At 74.1% G+C, this 22,213-nt stretch carries 18 protein-coding genes; 12 read left to right on the forward strand and 6 right to left on the reverse strand.

What is annotated here, in order from left to right:
* The first annotated feature begins 114 nt into the window (after window positions 1-114).
* The 6 genes from ACFP2E_RS13785 (at window position 115) to ACFP2E_RS13810 (ending at window position 6,601) form a co-directional block, all read left to right on the forward strand.
* Window positions 115-1,416, forward strand: a complete 1,302-nt coding sequence (locus tag ACFP2E_RS13785) for an acyl-CoA dehydrogenase family protein (RefSeq protein WP_378524056.1) — start codon at window positions 115-117, stop codon at window positions 1,414-1,416.
* Between the two features lie 197 nt (window positions 1,417-1,613).
* Window positions 1,614-2,897 (forward strand): SfnB family sulfur acquisition oxidoreductase, encoded by a 1,284-nt coding sequence (locus ACFP2E_RS13790; protein ID WP_378524057.1) that lies wholly within the window; start codon window positions 1,614-1,616, stop codon window positions 2,895-2,897.
* A 29-nt stretch (window positions 2,898-2,926) separates the two neighbouring features.
* Window positions 2,927-4,105, forward strand: coding sequence for an LLM class flavin-dependent oxidoreductase (locus tag ACFP2E_RS13795; RefSeq protein ID WP_378524058.1), 1,179 nt, complete (start codon window positions 2,927-2,929; stop codon window positions 4,103-4,105).
* Window positions 4,102-4,683, forward strand: coding sequence for an NADPH-dependent FMN reductase (locus ACFP2E_RS13800; RefSeq protein ID WP_378524059.1), 582 nt, complete (start codon window positions 4,102-4,104; stop codon window positions 4,681-4,683). The genes ACFP2E_RS13795 and ACFP2E_RS13800 overlap by 4 nt, the downstream gene beginning before the upstream one ends.
* The gene (locus ACFP2E_RS13805) at window positions 4,680-5,183 is read left to right on the forward strand and encodes a flavin reductase family protein (protein ID WP_378524060.1); all 504 of its coding nucleotides are present in this window, start codon (window positions 4,680-4,682) and stop codon (window positions 5,181-5,183) included. The genes ACFP2E_RS13800 and ACFP2E_RS13805 overlap by 4 nt, the downstream gene beginning before the upstream one ends.
* The gene (locus tag ACFP2E_RS13810; RefSeq protein WP_378524061.1) at window positions 5,180-6,601 is read left to right on the forward strand and encodes an MFS transporter; all 1,422 of its coding nucleotides are present in this window, start codon (window positions 5,180-5,182) and stop codon (window positions 6,599-6,601) included. Before ACFP2E_RS13805 ends, ACFP2E_RS13810 begins: the two co-directional genes overlap by 4 nt.
* Window positions 6,602-6,663: 62 nt before the next feature.
* On the opposite strand, the gene ACFP2E_RS13815 is transcribed toward ACFP2E_RS13810, so the two are convergent.
* Entirely contained in the window at window positions 6,664-7,524 is an 861-nt protein-coding gene (locus ACFP2E_RS13815) for an NYN domain-containing protein (protein ID WP_378524062.1), read from the reverse strand.
* A 23-nt stretch (window positions 7,525-7,547) separates the two neighbouring features.
* On the opposite strand from ACFP2E_RS13815, the gene hemG reads away from it, so the two are divergent.
* From hemG to ACFP2E_RS13830, 3 genes are all read left to right on the forward strand, one after another.
* Entirely contained in the window at window positions 7,548-8,948 is a 1,401-nt protein-coding gene (hemG, locus tag ACFP2E_RS13820; RefSeq protein WP_378524063.1) for a protoporphyrinogen oxidase, read from the forward strand.
* Between the two features lie 4 nt (window positions 8,949-8,952).
* Window positions 8,953-9,648 carry a hydrogen peroxide-dependent heme synthase gene (gene hemQ / locus ACFP2E_RS13825; RefSeq protein WP_378524064.1) on the forward strand — a complete coding sequence of 232 codons (696 nt, stop codon included), beginning with the start codon at window positions 8,953-8,955 and terminating at the stop codon, window positions 9,646-9,648.
* A gap of 121 nt (window positions 9,649-9,769) precedes the next feature.
* Window positions 9,770-10,426 carry a hypothetical protein gene (locus ACFP2E_RS13830; RefSeq protein WP_378524065.1) on the forward strand — a complete coding sequence of 219 codons (657 nt, stop codon included), beginning with the start codon at window positions 9,770-9,772 and terminating at the stop codon, window positions 10,424-10,426.
* Between the two features lie 128 nt (window positions 10,427-10,554).
* Here the strand turns inward: ACFP2E_RS13830 and ACFP2E_RS13835 are convergent, their stop codons facing one another.
* Entirely contained in the window at window positions 10,555-13,119 is a 2,565-nt protein-coding gene (locus tag ACFP2E_RS13835; RefSeq protein ID WP_378524066.1) for a PIG-L family deacetylase, read from the reverse strand.
* 140 nt (window positions 13,120-13,259) lie between these two features.
* On the opposite strand from ACFP2E_RS13835, the gene ACFP2E_RS13840 reads away from it, so the two are divergent.
* The gene (locus ACFP2E_RS13840; protein WP_378524067.1) at window positions 13,260-14,453 is read left to right on the forward strand and encodes a response regulator transcription factor; all 1,194 of its coding nucleotides are present in this window, start codon (window positions 13,260-13,262) and stop codon (window positions 14,451-14,453) included.
* 21 nt (window positions 14,454-14,474) lie between these two features.
* Here ACFP2E_RS13840 and msrB read toward each other — a convergent pair whose 3' ends face one another.
* Window positions 14,475-14,876: a peptide-methionine (R)-S-oxide reductase MsrB gene (gene msrB / locus ACFP2E_RS13845; RefSeq protein ID WP_378524068.1), complete on the reverse strand. Its 402-nt coding sequence runs from the start codon at window positions 14,874-14,876 to the stop codon at window positions 14,475-14,477.
* An 82-nt stretch (window positions 14,877-14,958) separates the two neighbouring features.
* Window positions 14,959-17,298 carry a lamin tail domain-containing protein gene (locus ACFP2E_RS13850; RefSeq protein WP_378524069.1) on the reverse strand — a complete coding sequence of 780 codons (2,340 nt, stop codon included), beginning with the start codon at window positions 17,296-17,298 and terminating at the stop codon, window positions 14,959-14,961.
* Between the two features lie 213 nt (window positions 17,299-17,511).
* Here ACFP2E_RS13850 and ACFP2E_RS13855 point away from each other — a divergent pair, with 213 nt between their 5' ends.
* Together ACFP2E_RS13855 and ACFP2E_RS13860 are read left to right on the forward strand one after the other, a co-directional pair.
* Entirely contained in the window at window positions 17,512-18,597 is a 1,086-nt protein-coding gene (locus tag ACFP2E_RS13855; RefSeq protein ID WP_378524070.1) for a DNA polymerase domain-containing protein, read from the forward strand.
* Between the two features lie 23 nt (window positions 18,598-18,620).
* The gene (locus tag ACFP2E_RS13860) at window positions 18,621-19,136 is read left to right on the forward strand and encodes a DUF664 domain-containing protein (protein WP_378524071.1); all 516 of its coding nucleotides are present in this window, start codon (window positions 18,621-18,623) and stop codon (window positions 19,134-19,136) included.
* A gap of 358 nt (window positions 19,137-19,494) precedes the next feature.
* Here the strand turns inward: ACFP2E_RS13860 and ACFP2E_RS13865 are convergent, their stop codons facing one another.
* Both ACFP2E_RS13865 and ACFP2E_RS13870 read right to left on the reverse strand, forming a co-directional pair.
* Window positions 19,495-20,034: a hypothetical protein gene (locus tag ACFP2E_RS13865; RefSeq protein WP_378524072.1), complete on the reverse strand. Its 540-nt coding sequence runs from the start codon at window positions 20,032-20,034 to the stop codon at window positions 19,495-19,497.
* A 1-nt stretch (window position 20,035) separates the two neighbouring features.
* On the reverse strand, window positions 20,036-21,166 hold the full coding sequence (locus tag ACFP2E_RS13870; RefSeq protein ID WP_378524073.1) for an ATP-dependent DNA ligase: 1,131 nt from the start codon (window positions 21,164-21,166) through the stop codon (window positions 20,036-20,038).
* Window positions 21,167-22,213: the final 1,047 nt, after the last annotated feature.

The following is a 22,213-nucleotide window of genomic DNA, read 5'->3' on the forward strand; positions in this document are numbered from 1 at the left end:
GCTGTGAGCCCCTGCAGGGGAAACCTGCCGTCACGGCGGGGCCGGGTCGTGGGGCTGCGCTCTAAAAACTATTAAGTTGCTAGAGAAACAGCAACTCGACTCAGGAGAGCACCCATGACCCTCGTGTCCTCGCGGCAGGACGCAGCAGACGCCGGCACCCCGTTCGGCGAGCTGATGGCCGACCTCGCGCCCGTTCTGGCCGACATCGCCGCCGGCGCACCCCAGCGCGAGCGCGACGGGGTGCCGCCCGGCGGGGCGATGCGCCGGCTGAAGGAGCTCGGCCTGGGCGCCGCGCGGCTGCCGGGAGCGTACGGCGGTCGCGGGCTGGGGATCGTCGACCTGGTGCGGCTGTGGGTCGCGCTGGCGGAGGCGGACCCCAACCTGACACAGGCGCTGCGGGGCCACTTCGCCGTCGTGGAGGACCTGCTGTGGCGCCACGCCCGGGGCGAGGACCAGCAGCGGTGGTTCGAACGGTTCGTCGCCGGCCAGACGGCCGGCAACGCGTGGGCTGAGCCGCCGGGCACCGAGCTCGGCCGGATGGCCACCGAGGTGGTGCCGGGACCGGCTCCCGGTGACCTGCTGCTGCGCGGCGTGAAGAACTACACCACCGGGTGCGCGTACGCCGAGTGGGCCGACGTCCGGGCCGTCAGGGTGCTGCCCGACGGCTCCCACGAGGACGTCGTGGTGCTCGTCGACCTGCGCCTCGACGGCGTGTCCGTGGTCGACGACTGGGACGGCTTCGGCCAGCGCGGCACGGCCACCGGCACGGTGACCTTCCGCGACGTCCCGGTGCGGGCCGGCCACGTGGTGCGGCACTCCGAACGGTTCGACTACCAGAGCACGTTCTTCCAGCTGAACCTGCTCGCGACGCTGGTCGGGATCGGTCGCCGGGCCGTCGGCGACCTCGTGCAGCAGCTGCGCACCCGCGACCGGCACTTCTCGCACGGCAACGCCGCCCGGGTGCGCGACGACGCGCAGGCGCTGGCTCACGTGGGCGAGCTCTCCGCGGCCGTCTTCGCCGCGGAGGCGGCGACGCTGCGGGTGGCCGCCGCCGTGCAGCAGGCGTCCCGGGCGGTCGACCGGGTGCGGGCGGACTGGCTGGAGCTGGCCGAGGTCGAGTGTGCCGCGGCCCAGGTCGTGGTCACCCGGCTCGTCCTCGACGTCACCTCGCGGTTCCTCGACCCGCTCGGCGCGTCGGCCACCTCGCGGGCGCTCTGCCTCGACCGGCACTGGCGCAACGCGCGCACCGTCGCCTCGCACAACCCCGTCCAGCTCAAGGCCCGCGTGGTGGGGGACCACCGCGTCAACCACGCGGCGCCGCCGCGGGACTGGGCGGTGGGGCGGACCCGCCGCGAGGCGCCGTCGGTGGGGGCCGTGCCCGGTCATCCGGCCGGTGGTCGGGTGACCGGGCGGTGACCGGTCGGTGACCGGCCGGTGGTCGGGTGACCGGTCGGTGATCGGTCCTGCCTGACGGCCGTACGGCGGAACCGGTCGGCGTACGGCGGGTCCTGGCTTGAGTCCGGCCTCAAAGTCGACAAGTCTGATCAGGAATAGCCAGTTACCCGCATTCGACGGGACCGGTCCCACCGGACGTCCCGACCCCGAGGAGCCCGATGCCCACCCCCGCGACCACCGCCCTCGCCGCGACCGGCACCACGACCGGCACCACGACCGGCACCACGACCGACGCCACGACCGACGCCACGACCGAGGTGCCGGTCCTCGACCCGGACCGTGCCGTGGCGGCCGCGGGCCGGCTCGCGGCCGAGCACGCCCTGGGTGCCGCCGAGCGCGACGCGCACCGGGTGCTTCCGGTGCGCGAGGTGGACGAGGTGACCCGCAGCGGCCTGCTCGCGATCACCGTGCCCCGCGCCCACGGCGGGGCCGACCTGCCGGTCGCCACCGTCGCCGAGGTCTTCCGGGTCCTCGCCGCCGGCGACCCGAACGTCGCGCAGATCCCCCACAGCCACTTCGTCTACGTCAACGCGCTGCGCCACCGCGGCAGCGATCAGCAGCAGGCGTTCTTCTTCCGCGAGGTCCTCCGCGGCCGCCGCTTCGGCAACGCCCAGTCGGAGACCAGGAGCCGACACGTGCGCGACCACGCCACCACGCTGCACCCGGGCGGCTCGGGCGGCTCGGGCGGCTGGCGGCTGCAGGGCGAGAAGGGGTACTGCACCGGTGCCCTGCTCGCCGACTGGATCCCGGTGATGGCCCACCTCGGCGTCGACGGCCCCCTCCACGTCGCCTGGGTCCACCGGGACGCCGACGGCGTCACCGTGCTCGACGACTGGGACGGCCTCGGCCAGCGCACGACCGGCAGCGGCACCGTCCTGCTGGAGGACGTCGCCGTCCCCGAGGAGCGGGTCATGCCCGCCATGAGCTGGGACGCGCCCCAGACGTACGGCGCGTTCGCGCAGGTGCTGCACGCCGCCATCGACGCCGGCATCGCCCGGGCGGCGCTCGACGCCGCCGGCGAGTTCGTCGCGATGCGGAGCCGGCCCTACCCCGACGCCGGAGTCGAGCGGGCCGCCGAGGACCCGCTCGTCGTGCAGGCCCTCGGCGAGATGGACCTGCAGGTGCGGGGTGCCGAGGCGTTGCTGGCCGAGGGCGCCCGTGCGGTCGACCGCGCCGACGCCGGCCTGACCGCCGCCTCCGCCGGCGCCGCCTCGCTGGCGGTGGCGGCGGCGAGGGCCGCGACGGCCCGGGCGGCCGTGGACGTCTCGAGCCGGCTCTTCGAGGTGTGCGGGACGCGGTCCGCCCTGGCGGCGCTCAACCTCGACCGGCACTGGCGCAACGCGCGCACCCACACGCTCCACGACCCCACGGCCTGGAAGGTCCAGCACCTCGGCCGCCACGCGGTCGACGGGACGCTGCCGCCCGGCCACGGCCAGCTGTGACGCCCAGCCCGCTCCGACGAGAGGAAGACATGTCCCTGAAGTTCCACTGGTTCCTGCCGACCAACGGCGGCGACGGACGTGACGTGGTCGGGGGTGGCCACGGGGTCGTCCCCAACGCCGGCGGGCGCGCCGCGACCGTCTCCTACCTGGGCCAGGTCGCCCGGGCCGCCGAGGACCTCGGCTTCGAGGCGGCGCTCACGCCCACCGGCGCCTGGTGCGAGGACGCCTGGCTGACCACCGCCATGCTGAGCCAGGTCTCCGAGCGGCTGAAGTTCCTGGTGGCCTTCCGCCCCGGCCTGGTCACGCCGACCCTGGCCGCCCAGATGGCCGCCACCTTCCAGAACCTCACCGGCGGTCGGTTGCTGCTCAACGTCGTCACCGGCGGCGAGAGCCACGAGCAGCGGGCCTACGGCGACTTCCTCGACAAGGATGCCCGCTACGCCCGCTGCGACGAGTTCCTGTCGGTCGTCTCCCGGCTCTGGGCGGGCGAGCGGGTGGACCACCACGGGACGCACCTCCGCGTAGAGGGGGCCGAGCTGCAGCAGCTCCCCTCCCCGGTCCCGGAGCTGTACTTCGGCGGCTCCTCGCCCGCCGCCGGCCAGGTGGCCGCCCGCCACGTCGACGTCTACCTGACATGGGGAGAGCCCCCCGCCGCGGTGGCGGAGAAGGTGGCGTGGGTCCGACGCCTCGCCGAGGAGCAGGGCCGCCGGGTGCGCTTCGGCATCCGGATGCACACCATCACCCGCGACACCGCGGCGGAGGCGTGGGCCGAGGCGGACCGGCTGCTGGTCGGCGTGGACGACGCAACCCTCCGGAGCATGCAGGCGGGACTGCGTCGCAGCGAGTCCGAGGGCCAGCGGCGGATGCTCGACCTGCACGGCGGCTCGCGCGACGACCTGGTCGTCCACCCCAACGTCTGGGCCGGCATCGGGCTGGTCCGCGGCGGCGCCGGCACCGCCCTGGTCGGCAGCCACGAGGAGGTGGCCGACCGGATCGAGGAGTACGCCGCCGCGGGCATCGAGGAGTTCGTGCTGTCGGCATACCCGCACCTCGAGGGCGCCTACCACTTCGGCGAGGGGGTGCTGCCGCTGCTGGCCCGCCGCGGGCTGTGGCGCCACCCGTCCCCGCCGGCGACGGGCCGGGCCTCCGTCCCGTTCGGCGCGCCGGCCCTCCCCGGTGCCGGCGTGCTGCGGGAGACCGCGTCGTGACCGCCGTGACGACCGGACAGCAGGGCCGGCAGCCGGGCCGGCGTACGACGGGCCTCTCGGCGCGACGGCCGCGGGTCGCCGTCGTCGTGGGCAATCCCTCACCCGGCAGCCGCACCCGGGCCACCGCGGAGCAGGTGGCCGCGGACCTCGCCGGCGAGCCGGCCGGCGTCGTCGTCGACCTCGCCGACTGGGGTCCGTCGCTGCTCGACCACCGTGACGCGGCCGCCGACCAGATGGTCGAGGAGGTCTGCGCGTCGGACCTCGTCGTGGTCGCGAGCCCGACGTACAAGGCGAGCTACACCGGCCTGCTCAAGCTGTTCCTCGACCGGGTCCCACCGGGCGGCCTGCGCGGCGTGGTGGCCGTGCCGCTGATGCTCGGCGGCCACCCGGGCCACGCGCTCGCCCCCGAGCTCTGCCTGCGCCCGGTGCTCGTCGAGCTCGGCGCAGCCGTACCCGCGCCGGCGCTCTACGTGCTCGACCGGCAGCACGACGACCCCGCCGCCTGGGCCGACTGGCTGGACCGGGCCCGACCCCTCGTCACCCTGCTCACCCTCCACACGACAGGAGCACCCGCATGACCATCACCGCCCTCGACCCCGCCCAGCTGCGCCACGCCTTCGGCGCCTTCCCCTCAGGCGTCGTCGCCGTCGCCGCCCGCGTCGACGGCGCGCTGACCGGCATGGCCGCCAGCTCGTTCACGTCGGTCAGCCTCGACCCGCCCCTCGTCTCCTTCTCGGTCGCCAACGGCTCGTCGACGTGGCCGCTGCTGCGGCGCTCGGAGCGGCTGGGCCTGAGCGTGCTCGCCGACCACCACGGCGCGGCCTGCCGGCGGCTGGCCGGACCGGCTGCGCAGAGGTTCGAGGGGCTCGACGTCGCCGACGCCGCGGGCGGCGCCGTGCTGCTGCCGGACGCCGTGACCACCTTCGAGTGCGTGGTCCACGAGGAGCTCCCGGCGGGCGACCACACCATCGTGCTGCTCCGGCTCGTCGACTGGCACGAGGGTGCGGGTTCGCCGCTGGTCTTCCACCGCAGCGCCTTCGCCCGCCTGCGCGACGCCCTGACGGGCGGCGCCCGGTGACCCTGTCGACCGGATCCCCCGGGGCTCCCGGGGCTCCCGGGCCCCCCGGGACCGCCGCGGAGGACGACGAGCCGGCGCCGACCCCCCGGAAGGTCGCCGCCGCGGCCGCGGTGGGCGCGACGATCGAGTGGTACGACTTCTTCCTCTACGGCACCGCGGCCGGCCTGGTGTTCGACAAGCTCTTCTTCGCCGGCCTCGACGGTCCGGCGGCCCAGTTCGCCGCGTTCGGGACGTTCGCCGTGGGCTTCCTCGCCCGCCCGCTGGGCGGCCTGGTCTTCGGGCACTTCGGGGACCGGGTCGGCCGCAAGACGATGCTGCTGCTGACCCTCGTCATGATGGGGCTGGCCACCGCCGCGATCGGGCTGCTGCCGACGTACGACCAGATAGGGGTGTGGGCCCCGGTCGCGCTGGTGCTGCTGCGAGTCCTGCAGGGCATCGCGGTCGGCGGCGAGTACGGCGGAGCCGTGCTGCTGGCGGTGGAGTACGCGCCCGGGTCGCGGCGCGGCTTCTTCGGGAGCTTCGCGCACGTCGGCGTGCCCGCCGGGCTGCTGCTGGCCGCCGGCGCGTTCTCGCTGGCCGGCCAGCTCCCCGACGAGGCGTTCCTCGCCTGGGGCTGGCGCGCCTGCTTCGTGGCCAGCCTCGCGCTGCTGGCGATCGGGGCCTGGATCCGGCTCAGCGTGCTGGAGACGCCGGCGTTCGCGCGGATCCGCGAGCAGCAGGAGATCAGCACCCTGCCGGTGCGCGACCTGCTGCGCGAGCAACCGGGCCGGCTCCTGCTCGGCATGGGCACCCGGCTCATCGAGGGGTTCAACTTCAACCTGTTCGCGGTCTACCTGCTCGCCTACACCGCCGGCGACCTCGGGCTGCCGCGGCAGTGGGCGCTGGACGGGATCCTCGTGGGCGCGGCGCTCGGTGTGGTCCTCGTGCCGGTTGCCGGGGCTGTCTCGGACCGCATCGGTCGCAAGCGGGTGTTCCGGGCGGGTACCTGGGCCGCGGCGCTGCTGGCCTTCCCGCTCGCAGCGCTGGTGCAGAGCGGGACGCAGGCCGGCGTGTTCTGGGCCATGGTCCTCGGGCTCGGTGTCGTGCAGGGCGTGGTCTACGGCCCGCTGGCGGCCTTCTGGGCCGAGCTGTTCGACACCCGCTACCGCTACACGGCGCTCAGTGCCCTCTACCAGGTCTCCGGCATCGTCGCGTCCGGCATCACGCCGCTCGTCGCCGCCGCCCTGGTCGTGATGGGGAGCGGGACCCTGTGGTGGGTCGCCGGCTACCACGTGGCGGTGGCGTCGCTGAGCCTGCTGTCGGCGCGGTTCCTGCCCGAGACGCGGGGCCGCGACCTCGACGCCCCGCGCGGCACCGCCGTCCCGTCGCTGCCGCGCGCGACGGCCGGAGCCCGCGGGGGAGCCGGGCGGGCCGCCTGAGCCGGGGGCGGCCGGGCTCGGGGGACTCGGCCGCCCCCTCCCTTCCCGCGCGAGGGGAGGGGTCAGTCCTTCTTCGCGGCGGTCTTCTTCGCCGTGGCCTTCTTGGTCGGGGACTTCCCGGCCGCCGCCTTCCTCGCAGTGCCCGAGCCCGTCGAGGCCTTGCCCTTGAGGGCGACTTGCATGCCGGCTCCCTCGGAGCGGGTCTGGAGGTAGGGCTGCTCGCGGACCAGGCTGCTCAGCTTGGAGTGCCCGAATGTCCGTGGGTCGAACGACGGGTGGCTGCGCGCCAGGTGGTCGCCGACGCCGGACAGCCGGGCCCAGCCGTGGTCGTCGCTGGTGGCGTTCACCGCTTTGGTCAGCGCGCTCTGCAGGTTGATCTTCGGGGGCGGCGGCGTCTCCGCGGCCGCACCGCCCTCGCCGTCCCGCGTCTCGGGGGTCTCGGGGACCTCGTCGCCGTTGCTGTCGTCCCCGTTGCCCTCGGCCCCGAGCACCTCGAGCTGGATGAACTTGTCGCACGCGTTCTGCAGCGCATCGACGGTGTTCTTGCGGCCCAGCCCGTAGACGGTTTTGCCGCCCTCGCGCAGCCGGTGCACCAGCCCGGTGAAGTCGCTGTCGCTGCTGACGATCGCGAACGCGTCGACGTTGTTGGCGTACAGCAGGTCCATCGCGTCGATGACCAGGGCGAGATCGGTGGAGTTCTTGCCCGTCGTGAAGGCGTTCTGATGCATCGCGCGGATCGCGCGGGCGTTGAGCTCCCGGGTCCACTTCTGGAGCCGCGACGAGGAGAAGTCGCCGTAGGCGCGCTTGATCGTGGGGGTGCCGTACGACGCGATCTCGTCCAGGATCGCCTCGGCGTACGCCGACGAGACGTTGTCGGCGTCGATCAGGACGGCGATGCGTGCGGCGCTCGAGTCGGTGTCCACGGCCGCACCCTACGCTGGGCGGCATGTCCCCGACCCCGACCCGCGTGGCCGTCGTCGGGGGCGGCATCGGCGGACTCACCGCGGCGTACCTCCTGGGCGCCGACCCGGGTCGCGACGTGGTCCTGCTCGAGGCCTCGCCCCGGCTGGGCGGCAAGCTGCTGCGCGCCGAGGTCGGCGGCGTCACCGTCGACGTGGGCGCGGAGGCGATGCTGCACCGCCGCCCCGAGGGTGCCGAGCTGGCGGCCGAGCTCGGCCTCGAGGTCGTCCACCCGACCGGCGCGGCGTCGCGGCTGTGGACCGGCGGCGCGCTGCGGCCGCTGCCGCGCTCGCTGATGGGGGTGCCGCTCGACCTGGCCGCGCTGGAGGCGTCGGGCGTGCTCTCCGAGCGGGGCTTGGCGCGGGTGCGCGCCGAGCCGGACCTGCCGCCCACGGTTCTCCACCGCGACGTCTCCGTGGGCGAGCTGGTCGCGCGGCGCCTCGGTGACGAGGTCGTCGACCGGCTCGTGGAGCCCCTGCTCGGCGGCGTGTACGCCGGTCACGCGCGGCTGCTGTCGGCCCGCGCGACCGTGCCGCAGCTGGTCGCGCTGCTGGAGCGCGGCTCCCTGCTGGAGGCGGCGGCCGCGCTGCCGGTCGTCCACGGCCCCGTGTTCGGCGGGCTGGCCGGCGGGATGGGCCGGCTGCCGGAGGCGCTCGCCGCCACCGGCCGGTTCCGGGTCCGCACCGGCGCGACCGTCCGGGCGCTCGACCGTGTCGACGCGAGCACTGGCGGGGGGTTCAGCCTCGTCCTCGGCCCCACCCGCGACGAGGAGTGCCTCGAGGTCGACGAGGTCGTGCTCGCGGTGCCCGCCGCCCCGGCGGCACGGCTGCTCAAGGGTGTCGCCCCGGCCGCCGCCGACGCGCTGGCGACCGTCGAGCACGCCTCGATGGCGGTCGTCACCCTGGCCTTCCGCGCCGCCGACGTGCCGGCGCACCTGGCCGACTCCTCGGGTTTCCTCGTCCCGCCCGTCGAGGGCCGCCGGATCAAGGCCAGCACCTTCTCCTTCGCCAAGTGGGACTGGGTGCGGGCGGCCGGCGTGGGCGCGCTCGACGGCGAGGACCTGCTCCTGCTGCGCACCTCCCTCGGCCGGCACCGCGAGGAGCAGGCGCTCCAGGTGCCGGACCAGGAGCTCGTCGCGGCCTCCCTGGCCGACCTCGCCGACGCGGCCGGCCTCACCGCCCCTCCCGTCGACAGCCACGTGCAGCGCTGGGGCGGCGGGCTGCCGCAGTACGCCGTCGGCCACCTCGACCTCGTCACCAAGGTGCGCGACGCCGTCGCGGAGGTGCCCGGGCTGGCCGTCTGCGGGGCGGCGTACGACGGCGTCGGCATCCCGGCCGTGATCGCGTCGGCCCGCCGGGCCGCGGCTTCGCTGCGCCCGGCAGAATAGGGGCATGAGCAACGCCGCCCGGATCCGCGAGCTGAACGACACCATCCGCTACACGATGTGGTCGGTCTTCCGCCTGGCCGAGCCGCTCGGCGACACCGACCGTGCCGCCGAGGCCGACGAGGTCGAGAAGCTCCTGGCCGACCTGGCCGAGGCCGACGTCGTCGTCCGCGGCCTGTACGACGTGAGCGGGCTGCGCGCCGACGCCGACCTGATGGTCTGGTGGCACGCCGCCGACTCCGAGCAGCTGCAGCAGGCCTACCACCGGTTCCGCCGCACGGCGTTCGGCCGCCGCTTCGAGCCCGTCTGGTCGCAGATGGCGCTGCACCGCCCCGCGGAGTTCAACAAGAGCCACATCCCGGCGTTCCTCGCCGACGAGGAGCCCCGCAAGCACATCTGCGTCTACCCGTTCGTCCGGTCCTACGAGTGGTACCTCCTCGAGGACGCCGAGCGGCGCGAGATGCTCGCCGAGCACGGCCAGATGGCCCGCGGCTACCCCGACGTCCGCGCCAACACCGTCGCCAGCTTCGCCCTCGGCGACTACGAGTGGATGCTGGCGTTCGAGGCCGACGAGCTCCACCGGATCGTCGACCTGATGCGGCACCTGCGGGCGTCGAAGGCGCGCCGCCACGTGCGCGAGGAGGTGCCGTTCTACACCGGCGCCCGCGCCGAGGTCCGCGAGCTGGTCGACCGCCTGCCCTGATCGCTGCGGATAGTTCGTGACGTTCGGGTCGCGTTCCGGGTCTCCGGGCGACCCGAACGTCACGAACTATCGCGTTCGGCCCGACCGGGAACCGAACCCGGGCCCCCCTCGTCCCATGGGCATGAGGACCACCCTGGCCGTGCTGGCCCTGCTCGCCCCGCTCACCCTCGCCGCGTGCGGCGGTGACGACGGGCCGACCACCGCGATCGACCCCGGCTCGTCGGACGACAGCTCGTCCGGCGGCGGCCCGGCGGGCTCGCCGATGCCCGCCGACGTACCCGCCGCCGACGGCCTGGTCGCCACCCGGATGACGGCCACGGTCATGGACACCGGCCGCCCCGAGCTGTGCCTCGGCGCGGTCGCCGAGTCGTGGCCGCCGCAGTGCGGCGGGCCGCCGATCCTCGGCTGGACGTGGTCCGAGCGCGACGGCATGTTCGAGCGGCAGGGCGACATCCGCTGGGGCGACTTCCACGTCACCGGCCGCTGGGACGGCGAGGCGTTCACGCTCGAGGACGCCGTCCCGGCCGCGCTGTACGACGCGATGGTTCCGGAGCCCGAGCCCACACCCGACCCGGCCGTCGACCTGTCCGAGAAGGAGCTGGCCGCGATCGCCGAGGAGGTCGGCGGCGGCCTCGCCGGCGCCCAGGGCGCCTACAGCATGGACGGCCACGTCTTCGTCGACGTCACCTACGACGACGGCTCGCTGCAGGCGTGGTGCGAAGCGGAGTACGGCCAGGACGTCGTGCTCGTGACCTCCGCCCTCGTCGACGTCACCTGACCCCACAAAGCCGCTGACCCGCCCGATAGTTCGGGCGGGTCAGCGGTGAACTGGTGGCAGCTCGCGGTGCTCCGGCGGGCAACTGGTGGCAGCTCGCGGTGCTCCGGCGGGCAACTGGTGGCAGGTCGTCAGAGGCGGTGGTTGGCGACCATCCGGCGGTGCGGGTCGTACGCCGCCCGCAGGTGCGCCAGCCGCGCCCAGTCCTCGCCGTCGAAGAAGCTGCTCGCGTCGACGGGGTTGTCGGTGAACGTCGGAGCGAAGGCCGGCACCGACCACGGCGCCAGCGCCCGGACCAGGTCGGCGGCCGCCTCCTGCACGACGGCGCCCACCTCGGGGGTGGGGGCCACGCCGATGGCGTACAGCGCGTACTCGCCCGAGAGCGCCGAGAGCGCGCCGCCGTGCTCCGCCCGGCGGGCGAACGCGCCGCCGAGGTGGCGGAGCTCGGCGAAGAGCAGCGGCGAGGCGGTCCCGTGGCCGACGTGGGCCAGCAGCGTCTCGACGGTCTCACCGGTCACCTCGGCCAGGAGCGCGTGGTCCGAGGCAGCCGGGGTGGGCGCCGGCGGGTCCATGTGCATGGCGAGCACGTCGGTGACGGGCCCGCGGCCGAACGTGTCCATCTCCGGCTCGAGCGCCCGCAGCGGCGCGAGCAGCTCGGCCGCCCGCTCGTCGTCCTCGAGCACGGCGCCGTCGATGACGACCAGCTGCCGGCCGCTGAGGAACGGCGGCAGCTCGGGCAGCGGCGGGAAGCTCATCACCCGCAGCGACGTCGTCACCGACTCCGGCAGGTCGCGGGTCCAGGCGGCCCAGGTCCGGGTCACGGCCAGGGCGTGCTTCCGGTCCCACAGCAGCATCCCGGCGTACACGTCGGGGAGCGGCAGCAGGTCGATCTCGAGCGCGACGACGACGCCCAGGTTGCCGGCGCCCCCGCGGACCGCCCAGAACAGGTCGGCGTGCTGGTGGGCGTCGGCGCGCAGCAGCACGCCCTCGGCGGTCACGACCTCGACCGCACGCACGGAGTTCACCGCGAGGCCGTGGGCGCGGCCGTAGAAGGACATGCCGCCGTTGAGGGCGTAGCCCGCGACCGCGACGTCGGGGGCGCTGCCGTGCAGGGCGGTGTAGCCGTGCGGCGCGGCCGCGGCGACGACGTCCTGCCACTCGGTGCCGCCGACGACGCGGGCGGTGCCTGCCGCCGCGTCGACCTCGACGCCGGTGAGCCCGGAGAGGCGCAGCAGCACCACGTCGGAGAGGTCGGCGCCGGCGAGCGGCCCGGCACCGTGGCCGGTGCTCTGCGGCGCCACCCGCAGCCCGGCGGCCGCGGCGGCGCGCACCACCTCGACGACCTCGTCGACGGTGTGGGGGAGCGCGACGGCGGCGGGGCGCTGGTCGACCGCGAGGTTCCACGGCTGCCGCACCTGGTCGTACGCCGGGTCGCCGGGCAGGTGGACCCGGCCGCCGCAGAGGCCGCGCAGCGACTGAGCGGAGCCAGGGGCGGACCCCGGCGAGGTGGTCGGGGAGGAGGTCAGGGTCATGGTGCTTCCTTCGGTGGTGTGGGGACGCCGGTCCGGCGGCCCGGGAGGGGTCTGGGAGGGGGGCGGCGGCCCCGACGGCCGAAGCGCCTCGGGAGGGCGCGGCAGCCAGGTATCGGCCACGGGGCCGCCGGGCCAGGGAGGGTCGACGCGGCGGAGCCGGTCGACCGCGAGGAACGCGTGCTGGAGCGGCTCGTCCATCGCGTCGTACGGCGGCACCTGCGAGGCGTGGGCCCGGATCGCGCGCCAGCGCAGGTCCAGCACGTCGGCGACGTCGACGAGCGCGGTCACGTCCTCGTCGGGGGTGCCGAGGGTCGGGTCGCCGGTGAACGCCGCCATCACCGACCGCACCAGGCAGTGCAGGTACGTCGCGGCGGGCCGGTGCTCGACCACGTCGAGCGCCGCGAGGGTCGCGTCCCGGACTGCTGCGTGGTCGCGGTGCCCGTCGCCCGCGTCGAGGGTGACCACCACGTCGGGGCGCACCTCGTCGACGATCGTGGCCACCCGGTCGCGCAGCTCGGTGGGGTCGGCGGCGGCCAGCGACCCGGGCACCGGGGCGCCGGACACGCCGGAGTCGCGGTAGCCGAGCAGCTCGACGCGCTCCGCCCCGAGCAGCGCGCAGGCCGAGCGCAGCTCGCGCTCGCGGACCGCGGGCAGCTCCTCGCGGGTGAGCCCGGAGCCGGGGGCCGGCTCGCCGAGCTCGCCGCGGGTTGCGCACACGACGGTGCTGCGCAGCCCGTGGGCCGTGGCGTGGGCGATCACCGAGCCGCAGCCGAAGGCCTCGTCGTCGGGATGGGCGACCACGACGAGCAGCCGGCCGGGGCGGCGTACGACGGGCTCGAGCGCGACCAGCTGGCCCGGCAGCGCCAGCGCCGGCACCTCGACGACCTCGAGGTCGGCGCGGGCCCCGATCTCCTCCAGCCGCTCGGTGAGCACCTCCGCGACGTCGCCGACGAGGTCCGGCTCCGGCACGAGCACCCGCAGCCGGACCAGGTCGACCGGGCGGTGGCCGTCGCGCCCGAGGGCGGCCTCGAGCCGGCACAGCGCCAGCGCGGCCTGGGCGGCCGGGTCGTCGGCGTGCACCAGCCGGCCGCGCTCGTCGACGGGCTCGCCGAGGAGGGCGGGGACCCGGACGGGGGCCGGGGTGCTGGGCAGGGTCGTGGACACGGCAGAGAGCGTCGCGGCCGGCGAGACCTGCGCACCACCCCGAGGACGAGGGTATTTGCGGACCGCGACGGCTGGGTGGTCCGGACCACCCAGATATCTGGGATGTCGCGCCGCGGCGCCGCGGCGGACACTGGGGGATCGTGGCCTCCACCCTGCCCTCCACCCTGACCGGGCTGACCAGTGAACGCGTCCGCCGGGACGTGGAGGTCGTCGCGCGCGCGGGCCTCGACCTCGAGACCTTCCTCGAGGAGTCGATCGCCTCGGTGCAGCGCGCGGTGCCGTTCGTCGGGGCCTGCCTGGCCACCCACGACCCCGGCACGCTCATGGTCACCAGCGCCCGCAAGTACGGCGAGCTGCGCGACCGCAACGCCCACGACCACGAGTGGGGCCTGATCGAGTACGGCTCGTGCGAGCAGACCGCCTACGTCGAGATGGTGCGTGCCGGCCTGGTGGCGGCGAGCGTGCACGCGGTGACGGGCGGCGACGTCGAGCAGTCGGAGCGGATGCGGACGCTGGTGCTGCCGAACTTCGGCTACGCCGACGAGGCGCGGCTGGTGATCCGCGACGGGTCGCAGGTGTGGGGCGGACTGGCGATGTTCCGCGGCTCGGACGAGCGCCCGTTCGACGAGCGGGAGGTCGAGTTCCTCGCGTCTCTGTCGCAGAGCTTCGCCCACGGTGTCCGCTCGGGCCTGCTCACCCGGCTCGCGGAGGCACCCGGCCTGGCGTCACCGCTCGGCCCGGCGGTGGTGATCGTCGACTCCCGGGACCGGGTCGTGCAGATGAGCGTCGGCGCCGAGGAGCGGCTGGCCGACCTCGGCCGCGGCAGCCTGGCCTACGGCGACCACCTGTCGCCGGTCTCGGCGCTGGTGGGCGCCGCGCGACGCTACGCCCGCGGCGAGACCGACGTCGTGCCGCGTTCGCGGGTCCGCGCCTCCAGCGGCATGTGGCTGATGATGCACGCCTCGCCGCTGAGCGCCTCCGGTGCAGCCGTCGGCTCGGCCGGGGAGCGGCAGGGCGACGTGGTGGTCACGATCGAGGAGGCGCGGCCTCCCGAGATCGTGGCGCTGGTCGTGGCGGCCTTCGGGCTGACCCAGCGGGAGCGCGACGTCACCCAGCTGGTGCTGCAGGGCGTCGACACCAAGGAGATCGCCGCGACGCTGCACCTCTCGGCGTACACCGTGCAGGACCACCTGAAGTCGGTCTTCGAGAAGGCCGACGTGCGGTCGCGCCGCGAGCTGATCTCGCGGGTCTACTTCGAGCAGTACGTGCCGCGGATCGGCTCCGAGCTGGGCCCGTCGGGCTGGTTCGCCGGCACGGCCGACCGACCCGACTGACGCGACCGGCCCGTCAGCCCGTCAGTCGTCGGCGGGCTCGAGCGTCAGGCTGACCGAGTTGATGCAGAACCGGTCTCCGGTGGGCGTGCCGTAGCCGTCGGGGAAGACGTGCCCGAGGTGGGAGCCGCAGGACGCGCAGCGCACCTCGACCCGCTTCATGCCGTGGGAGTTGTCCTCGTGGTACTCGACGGTGTCGGTGATCGGCTGGTAGAAGCTCGGCCAGCCGCAGCCGGAGTGGAACTTGGTGTCGGACTCGAAGAGCTTCGCCGAGCACGCCTTGCAGCGGTAGACGCCCTTGGTCTCGGTGTCGGTGTACTCGCCGGTGAAGGCCCGCTCCGTGCCGGCCTGGCGCAGCACGGCGTACTCCTCGGGCGAGAGCTCCTCACGCCACTGCTCGTCGGTCTTCTCCACCTGGTACGTCATGGCGCCAACGATAGGCGTTGCGCCAAGGCGGGCCCGGCCCCCGGGAGGGAACCGGGCCCGCCCTTGCGGTGGTGCGCGCGGCTCAGAAGGTGAAGCGGGCGACCGAGGGGTCGTGGTCGCTGAGCGGGTTCTGGAACTCGGCGTTGACGTGGACGATGTCGTACGCCGCGCTGCCGGCCAGGGAGGCCGAGGCCAGGATCTGGTCGAGGACCTGGCTGTTGCCCTGGTAGACGTAGCTGTACCGCTCGTTCGCGGGGAGCGTGCGCGGCAGGCTGGTCAGCGCCGTCGCGCCCGAGCCGACGAGGATGTCGGTGGTCCGGCTGAACTCGAAGTCGTTGATGTCGCCGAGGACGACCACCCGGGCGTTCGGGTCGGCGGCGAGCAGCTGGTCCACGAAGCCGCGGACGACGCCGGCCTGGTCGTGGCGCTTGGGCTCGGAGCTGTTGACCGGCGGCTGCACCTTGCCGAAGAGCGGGTCGTCGCCGCCCTTGCTGCTGAAGTGGTTGGCGATGGCGAAGAACTTCTTGCCGTTCCAGGTGAACTCGCCGACCAGCGGCTTGCGGGTCGAGGACCATGCGGCGTTCTGCGGGTCGACGCGGCCCGGGGAGTGGCTCAGCGTCGTGCTCGCTCCGCTGCCGGTGACGGTGGTGGCGGTGGTCGCCGTGGCGGTGCCGCGGTCGACGAAGGCGAGGCCGCGGTCGGTGCGGAACAGGAACGCCACCCGGATGTTGCCGCCGGGCTCGCCGCCGTCGGCGCCGTCGGCCGGGTCGATCTGCCGGTAGTCGTAGGCCGGCCCGCCCGCGGCCGAGATTGCCGAGATCAGCTTGCTGTAGGTGGTGGAGGCGGAGACGACGCCGTTGTTGGTGGCGCCGCTGTTGTCCTGCACCTCCTCGAGCGCGATGAGGTCGGGCGACCTGAGGTTGGTGACGATCTGCTGCGCGAGCCCGTCGAACTTCGACTGCGGGTCGCTCGGGTCGAGGTTCTCGACGTTGAAGGTGGCGGTGGCGAGCGTGCCCGCCGGGGCCGCGGTGGTCACCTCGGGGGTGAGCGTCCCGGCGACGACGGCCGGGGTGGCGGTCGGCAGCAGCTTGAAGTTGCTGAACGAGTAGTCGAGGACACCGGTCACCGAGGCGCCGAGGGTGTCGCCGACCTTCGCCTGCGGCGCCGCCGAGAGCACGTCGTCGAGCAGGACCCGCTCGGGGTTGAAGTCGGTCGCGGAGACCAGGATGCCGCCGCGCGGCGTGCGGACGCCGGAGCCGTTCGGGACGACCGCGGTCTCGCCGTAGGAGTTGGTCGCGCCGACGACCTGGGGCGCGTTGACCGTCACGCGCATGCCCTCCATCGACTCCCAGAAGTCGATGCCGTCGGTGGTGGCGTCGAAGGTCCCGGAGGTCTCGACGTTGCCGGTGGCGTCGTCGTCGATGACGGTGGCGGGCGGCACCCGGCCGCCGGAGCCGACGACGGTCGCGCTCGGCAGCGGCTGGCCGGTCGCGGTCTTCGTGACGGTCGGGCCGGTCACCTGGGTGGTGGTGAGGTTGTCGCTGGACGCGCCGCCCGAGCGGTACTCGGTGACGCTGCCGCCGACCTCGACCGCGTCGCCCACGACGACGGTCGGGGCGGTGGAGGTGTAGACGAGGATGCCCTCGCTGGTGGCCGGGTCCGCGTCGGCGCAGGCGTCGGTGTCCTGCATCCAGAAGCCGGTCGTCGAGGTCGCGACGACGATGCCGGCGAGGCCGTTGACCGAGCCGGTCTGGCCGGTGTGGGAGGCCTTCTGCACGTCGTGGATCCGGGTGCCGGTGCAGCTCCCGCCGCCCCCGCCGCTCGCCGAGCCCGGGGTGGGGGCGCCGGCTGCGAAGTCGTTGCCGTTGTGGTCGGTGTCCGCGCCGGCGCGGGTCAGCGAGGTGGTGTTGCTGCCGGAGGGCGCCGTGGCGGTCTCGGAGTCGTTGGCCGAGCCGTAGCCGACGAAGTCCTTCACCGACGCGTGGGTGTCGCAGTTGCTGCCGCACGTCAGGTTGGTGTTGTTCGTGACCAGGGCGACCTTGCCGCTGGTGGCGCTCATGTTGGTGGTGCCGGTCGCCTGCGGCGTCGGCAGCGCGGCGCCGGTGCTGCCGCCCGCGAGCTGGACGAGGTACGTCGCGCCGGGCGCGACCGAGCCGCTGAGCGCGGTCCTGTTGGTCCACGACGAGCCGGTGGCGGAGGCGTACTGGACGCTCCAGCCGGCGAGGCTGACGGTCGTGCTGCCGAGGTTGCGCAGCTCGACGAAGTCGTTCTTGTAGGGGGCGCCGGAGTTGCCGCCGCCGCCGTAGACCTCGCTGATGACGACGTCGGTGGACGCCGCCTGCGCGGTGGTGCCGGGCACCGCCACGAGGGCGGTCCCGGACGCCACGGCCAGCGCCGCGGCAAGGGGGGAGAGTCTGGTCACGTGCGACTTCCTTCTGTTGCGTGAGCAGTGCTCACAGGGGTCGCTCGGTGGGTGGCCCGAGCCGGAGCGAAGCCAAGCACCTCCGGGACCCTGTGGGAAGGGGTCGACAGACTCCGCCGCCCGATGCTCGCCGCCCCTTCGCGCGGCGTTCACCGCCTCGACTCCGTCGCCGACGTCATCGGTCCGTCGGCGTGCGGCGCTAGGTTGGGACGCATGGCGAGGACGACCGCGGCGGAGGTCGAGGCGGGGGGCCGGGCAGTCCGGGTCTCCAGCCCCGACCGGGTGATCTACGAGGCGACCGACCGCACGCCCGAGGTCACCAAGCTGATGGTCGCGGAGTACTTCGCGAGCGTCGACGACGGCCTGATGCGGGCGCTGCGCGACCGGCCGACCGCGCTCGAGCGGTGGACCTCCGGCGTCCGGGAGGGGATGCGGCTGGCGACCGGGCCGCAGGACAAGGACGCCGACGCGTTCTACCAGAAGCGGGTGCCCAAGGGCGCCCCCGAGTACGTCGAGACGGTGCGGGTCACCTTCCCGTCCGGCCGGACCGCCGACGAGATCTGCCCGACCGAGATCGCGGTGCCGGTCTGGTGCGCCCACATGGGCACCCTCACGTTCCACCCCTGGCCCGTCCGCCGTGCGGACGTCGACCACCCCGACGAGCTGCGGATCGACCTCGACCCCCAGCCCGGCACCGCCTTCCGCGACGCGGTGCGGGTGGCCGGGGTGGCGCGTGAGCTGCTCGAGGAGCTGGGCCTGGTCGGCTACGCCAAGACCTCCGGCAACCGCGGCATCCACGTCTACGTCCGGATCGAGCCGCGCTGGGAGTTCACCGACGTGCGGCACGCCGCGATCGGGTTCGGCCGCGAGCTCGCCCGGCGGGACGACGGCGTCACCGTCGACTGGTGGAAGGAGGAGCGGGGCGAGCGCGTCTTCGTCGACTTCAACCAGAACAACCGCGACCGCACCATCGCCTCCGCCTACTCGCTGCGGCCGCTGCCGGGCGCGCCGGTCTCCACGCCGGTGACGTGGGAGGAGCTGGCCGACCTCGACGACCCGCGCGAGCTCAACCTCTTCACCGTCCCCGACCGGGTCGCCGACGGCGACCCGTGGGCGGCGATCGACGACACGGCGTACTCCCTGGAGCCGCTGCTGCGGCTGTGGGAGGAGCTGCCCGGCGGCGAGCTCAACTTCCCGCCGGACTACCCGAAGATGCCGGGGGAGCCGCCGCGGGTGCAGCCGTCGAAGAAGGTCGCGGAGCACTGGGACGAGCACGGCAACCGGGTCGAGGGCACGTGAGTGAGGAGCCCGGGAGCCACGCAATGGCAGGAGCGGGCCGCTGGGCGGCGTACCTCGACTGGGTGCGCGAGGAGATCGTCGACGGGGTGCTGTCGCTGCCCGAGGGCGAGCGTCGTACGACGCGGCTGGCGTCCGGCTGGACCCCGGTCGAGCTGTTGAGCCACGTGCTGCACATGGAGCAGCGGTGGTTCGTCTGGGGCTTCCTGGGCGAGCAGGTGGCCGACCCGTGGGGCGACTGGACGGTCGACGAGCCCTGGGAGCCCGGGGCGGACGGCCGGTGGCACGTGCCCGACGGCGTCACCGCAGGGGACCTGGTCGCGCGACTGCGGGCGGTGGGTGGACGGACCCGGTCGGTGCTGCGGGACTTCCCGCTGGACGCGACGGCCTCGGCCGGCGGTCGCTTCGCCGAGGACCCGCCGACGCTGGAGTGGATCTGCTTCCACGTGCTGGCGGAGTACGCCCGGCACGCCGGTCATCTCGACATCGCGGTCGAGCTGGCCAGAGCCGACGAGGCCGACGAGGTCGACGCGGCCGACTGATCAGGCCCGCGGACCGGATCACGCAGCAGTGGGCCGGGTCCGGGTGGTCCGCCCGTTGCCTCGGTCCGGCGGACCACCCCCCATAGAGGGTGCGGCGACCCCCACGATCGCCGTCGTGCACTCCTCCACCCCCGGCTGTGACGGCCCCCGTAGGTCCCCCACAGACCTGAGTGGTTCCGTCTGTCGGGTCGGCTCTCCCTCCGACCCGGCCTGTCGGCAATGGATCTCCCTCGTACTTCTGATCCATCCCCATGTGCCGACATCCAGAACACTACGAACCCGACGGCAACGACTCACCCACGTGACGGAAACACTCGGTCCAGCGTTCGGTAACAGGCCGAACCGGTGGAGTTACGGGTCAGAAACCGCTGATGCCCTCGCCGCCGCCGGCCTGCTCGTCGAAGTTCTCGTGCTCGAGCAGGTGGAGGCACGGGACGCCGATCTTGCGGCGTGCGCGCGACGTCCAGTCGACGTGGAAGAACTCCGCGACGACGTGGGGGCGGGTCAGGATGATGGCCTCGCGGCCGTCGACCTGCTCGACCTTGTCGGCGAGCGCGTCGATCGGGGGCTTGGTGATCACCTCGCCGAGCGCCGTGGCGCCGGCGTCGCGGAGCGCGGTGAGGGTCTGCTCGAGGTCGCGAACGGACCGCTCCTGACAGTCCTTGCGGACCGCCTCGAGGTCGACCTCGCGCATCGCCATCGCCGGCGACGCCATCACCTCGCCGGCCGCGAGCGAGCCCATGGAGGCCTCGATCCGGGCCGCAGCGTCCTCCATCGGCAGCAGCACGTGGTAGGTCACCGGCTCGTCCAGGCCCTCGTGGAGGGACCGCACCTGGGCGGCGTCGGCCTTCGTCAGCGCCTGCTCGACGAGCAGGACCACGTGGTAGGTCTCGGTCATCTCAGCGCCTCCCGGCCTGGGAACCGGTGGTCGGTCCCGCACCCAAAATCCTAGCGAGGTCGTAGCCCGTCGGCTCGTCCAACTGGTCGTAGCCACAGGATTCGGCGTCGCGATCGGGCCGCCAGCGGCGGAACTGGGCGGTGTGCCGGAAGCGGCGCCCCTCCATGTGGTCGTAGGCGACCTCGAGCACCAGGTCCGGCCGCAGCGGCGTGAACGACAGGTCCTTGCCGGCGCTCCAGCGGCTCTGCGTGCCGGGCACCCGGTCGGGGTTGGCGATCGCCCACTCCTGCCAGGCGCCCCACGGGTGCTCCTCGACCGGGACGACCAGCGGCTGGAGCTGCTCGATCAGCTCGGCGCGACGCTTCTCGGTGAAGCTCGCGCAGACGCCGATGTGCTGCAGCGAGCCGTCGGCGTACAGGCCGAGGAGGAGCGAGCCGAGCAGCGGCCGCTCCGGCGTGGAGTTCTTGTGCTCGCGGTAGCCGGCGACCACGACGTCGGCCGTCCGCTCGTGCTTGATCTTGAACATGGTGCGGGCGTTCGGCTGGTACGGCGCGTCGAGCGGCTTGGCGATCACGCCGTCGAGGCCGGCGCCCTCGAACTGGTGGAACCACTGCTCCGCCTGCTCGGGGTCGGTCGTCGTCCGGGTGAGGAAGCACGGTCCGGTGAGGCCGTCGAGCGCCTTCTCCATTGCCGCCCGGCGCTCCCGGAACGGCCGGTCGACGTACGACTCGTCGCTGAGCGCCAGCAGGTCGAAGGCGACGAACCCGGCCGGGGTCTCCCGGCTGAGCAGGTCGACCCGCGACTTCGCCGGGTGGATCCGCTCCTGCAGCACCTCGAACTCCAGCCGCTGGCCGGCCTCGCCGTCCGGCAGTGCGACGAACAGCTCGCCGTCGAGCACGCATCGCTCGGGCAGCTGCTCGCGCGCGGCCTCGACGACCTCGGGGAAGTAGCGGGTCAGCGGCTTGGTGTTGCGGCTCGTCAGCTCGACCTCATCGCCGTCCTTGAACAGCAGGCACCGGAAGCCGTCCCACTTCGGCTCGAAGCTCAGCCCGCCGTGCTTGTCCGGGTCGGGGATGCCCTTCACGGACTTCGCGAGCATCGGCTGGACGGGCGGCATGACGGGCAGGTCCACCCTCAGGACCCTAGCCCCGCACCACGTGGACGGCGGTGACCCACGGAGGTCGAGCTCGTCGAGACCCGGCGAGGCAGGGCGGTGAGGCACGGAGGTCGAGCTCGTCGAGACCCGGCGAGGCAGGGCGGTGAGGCACGCGGGTCGAGCTCGTCGAGACCCGGCGAGGCAGGGCGGTGAGGCACGCGGGTCGAGCCCGTCGAGACCCAGCGACGTGCGCAGAGCAGCGAACCCACGCCGGTCGAGCCCGTCGAGACCCAGCGACGTGCGCAGAGCAGCGAACCCACGCCGGTCGAGCTCGTCGAGACCCCGGAAGGCGCGCAGGGCAACGAGGTACGCCGGTCGAGCCCGGCGAGACCCAGCGACGTGCGCAGGGCAACGAGGTACGCCGGTCGAGCTCGTCGAGACCCGGAGCGGTGGGCAGGGCAACGAGGTACGCCGGTCGAGCTCGTCGAGACCCGGAGCGGTGGGCAGGGCAACGAGGTACGCCGGTCGAGCTCGTCGAGACCCCGGAAGGCGCGCAGGGCAACGAGGTACGCCGGTCGAGCTCGTCGAGACCCGGTGACGTGGGCAGGGCAGCGAACCCACGTCGGTCGAGCCCGTCGAGACCCGGTGACGTGGGCAGGGCAGCGAACCCACGTCGGTCGAGCCCGTCGAGACCCGGTGACGTGGGCAGGGCAGCGAACCCACGTCGGTCGAGCCCGTCGAGACCCAGCGACGTGCGCAGGGCAGCGAACCCACGCCGGTCGAGCCCGTCGAGACCCAGCGACGTGCGCACGGCAGCGAACCGACGCCGGTCGAGCCCGTCGAGACCCCGGAAGGTGCGCAGGGCAACGAGGTACGCCGGTCGAGCTCGTCGAGACCCCGGAAGGTGCGCAGGGCAACGAGGTACGCCGGTCGAGCTCGTCGAGACCCCGGAAGGTGCGCAGGGCAACGAGGTACGCCGGTCGAGCTCGTCGAGACCACAGCGGTTCGGTGGTCGAGTAGCGAGCGCAGCCAGCGTGTCGAGACCCCTTGTCGACTCGCGGCTGCTTCGTGCCCCGGTCGCCC

The sequence above is a fragment of the Nocardioides sp. GCM10027114 genome (assembly GCF_042659625.1).
Taxonomy (GTDB): domain Bacteria; phylum Actinomycetota; class Actinomycetes; order Propionibacteriales; family Nocardioidaceae; genus Nocardioides.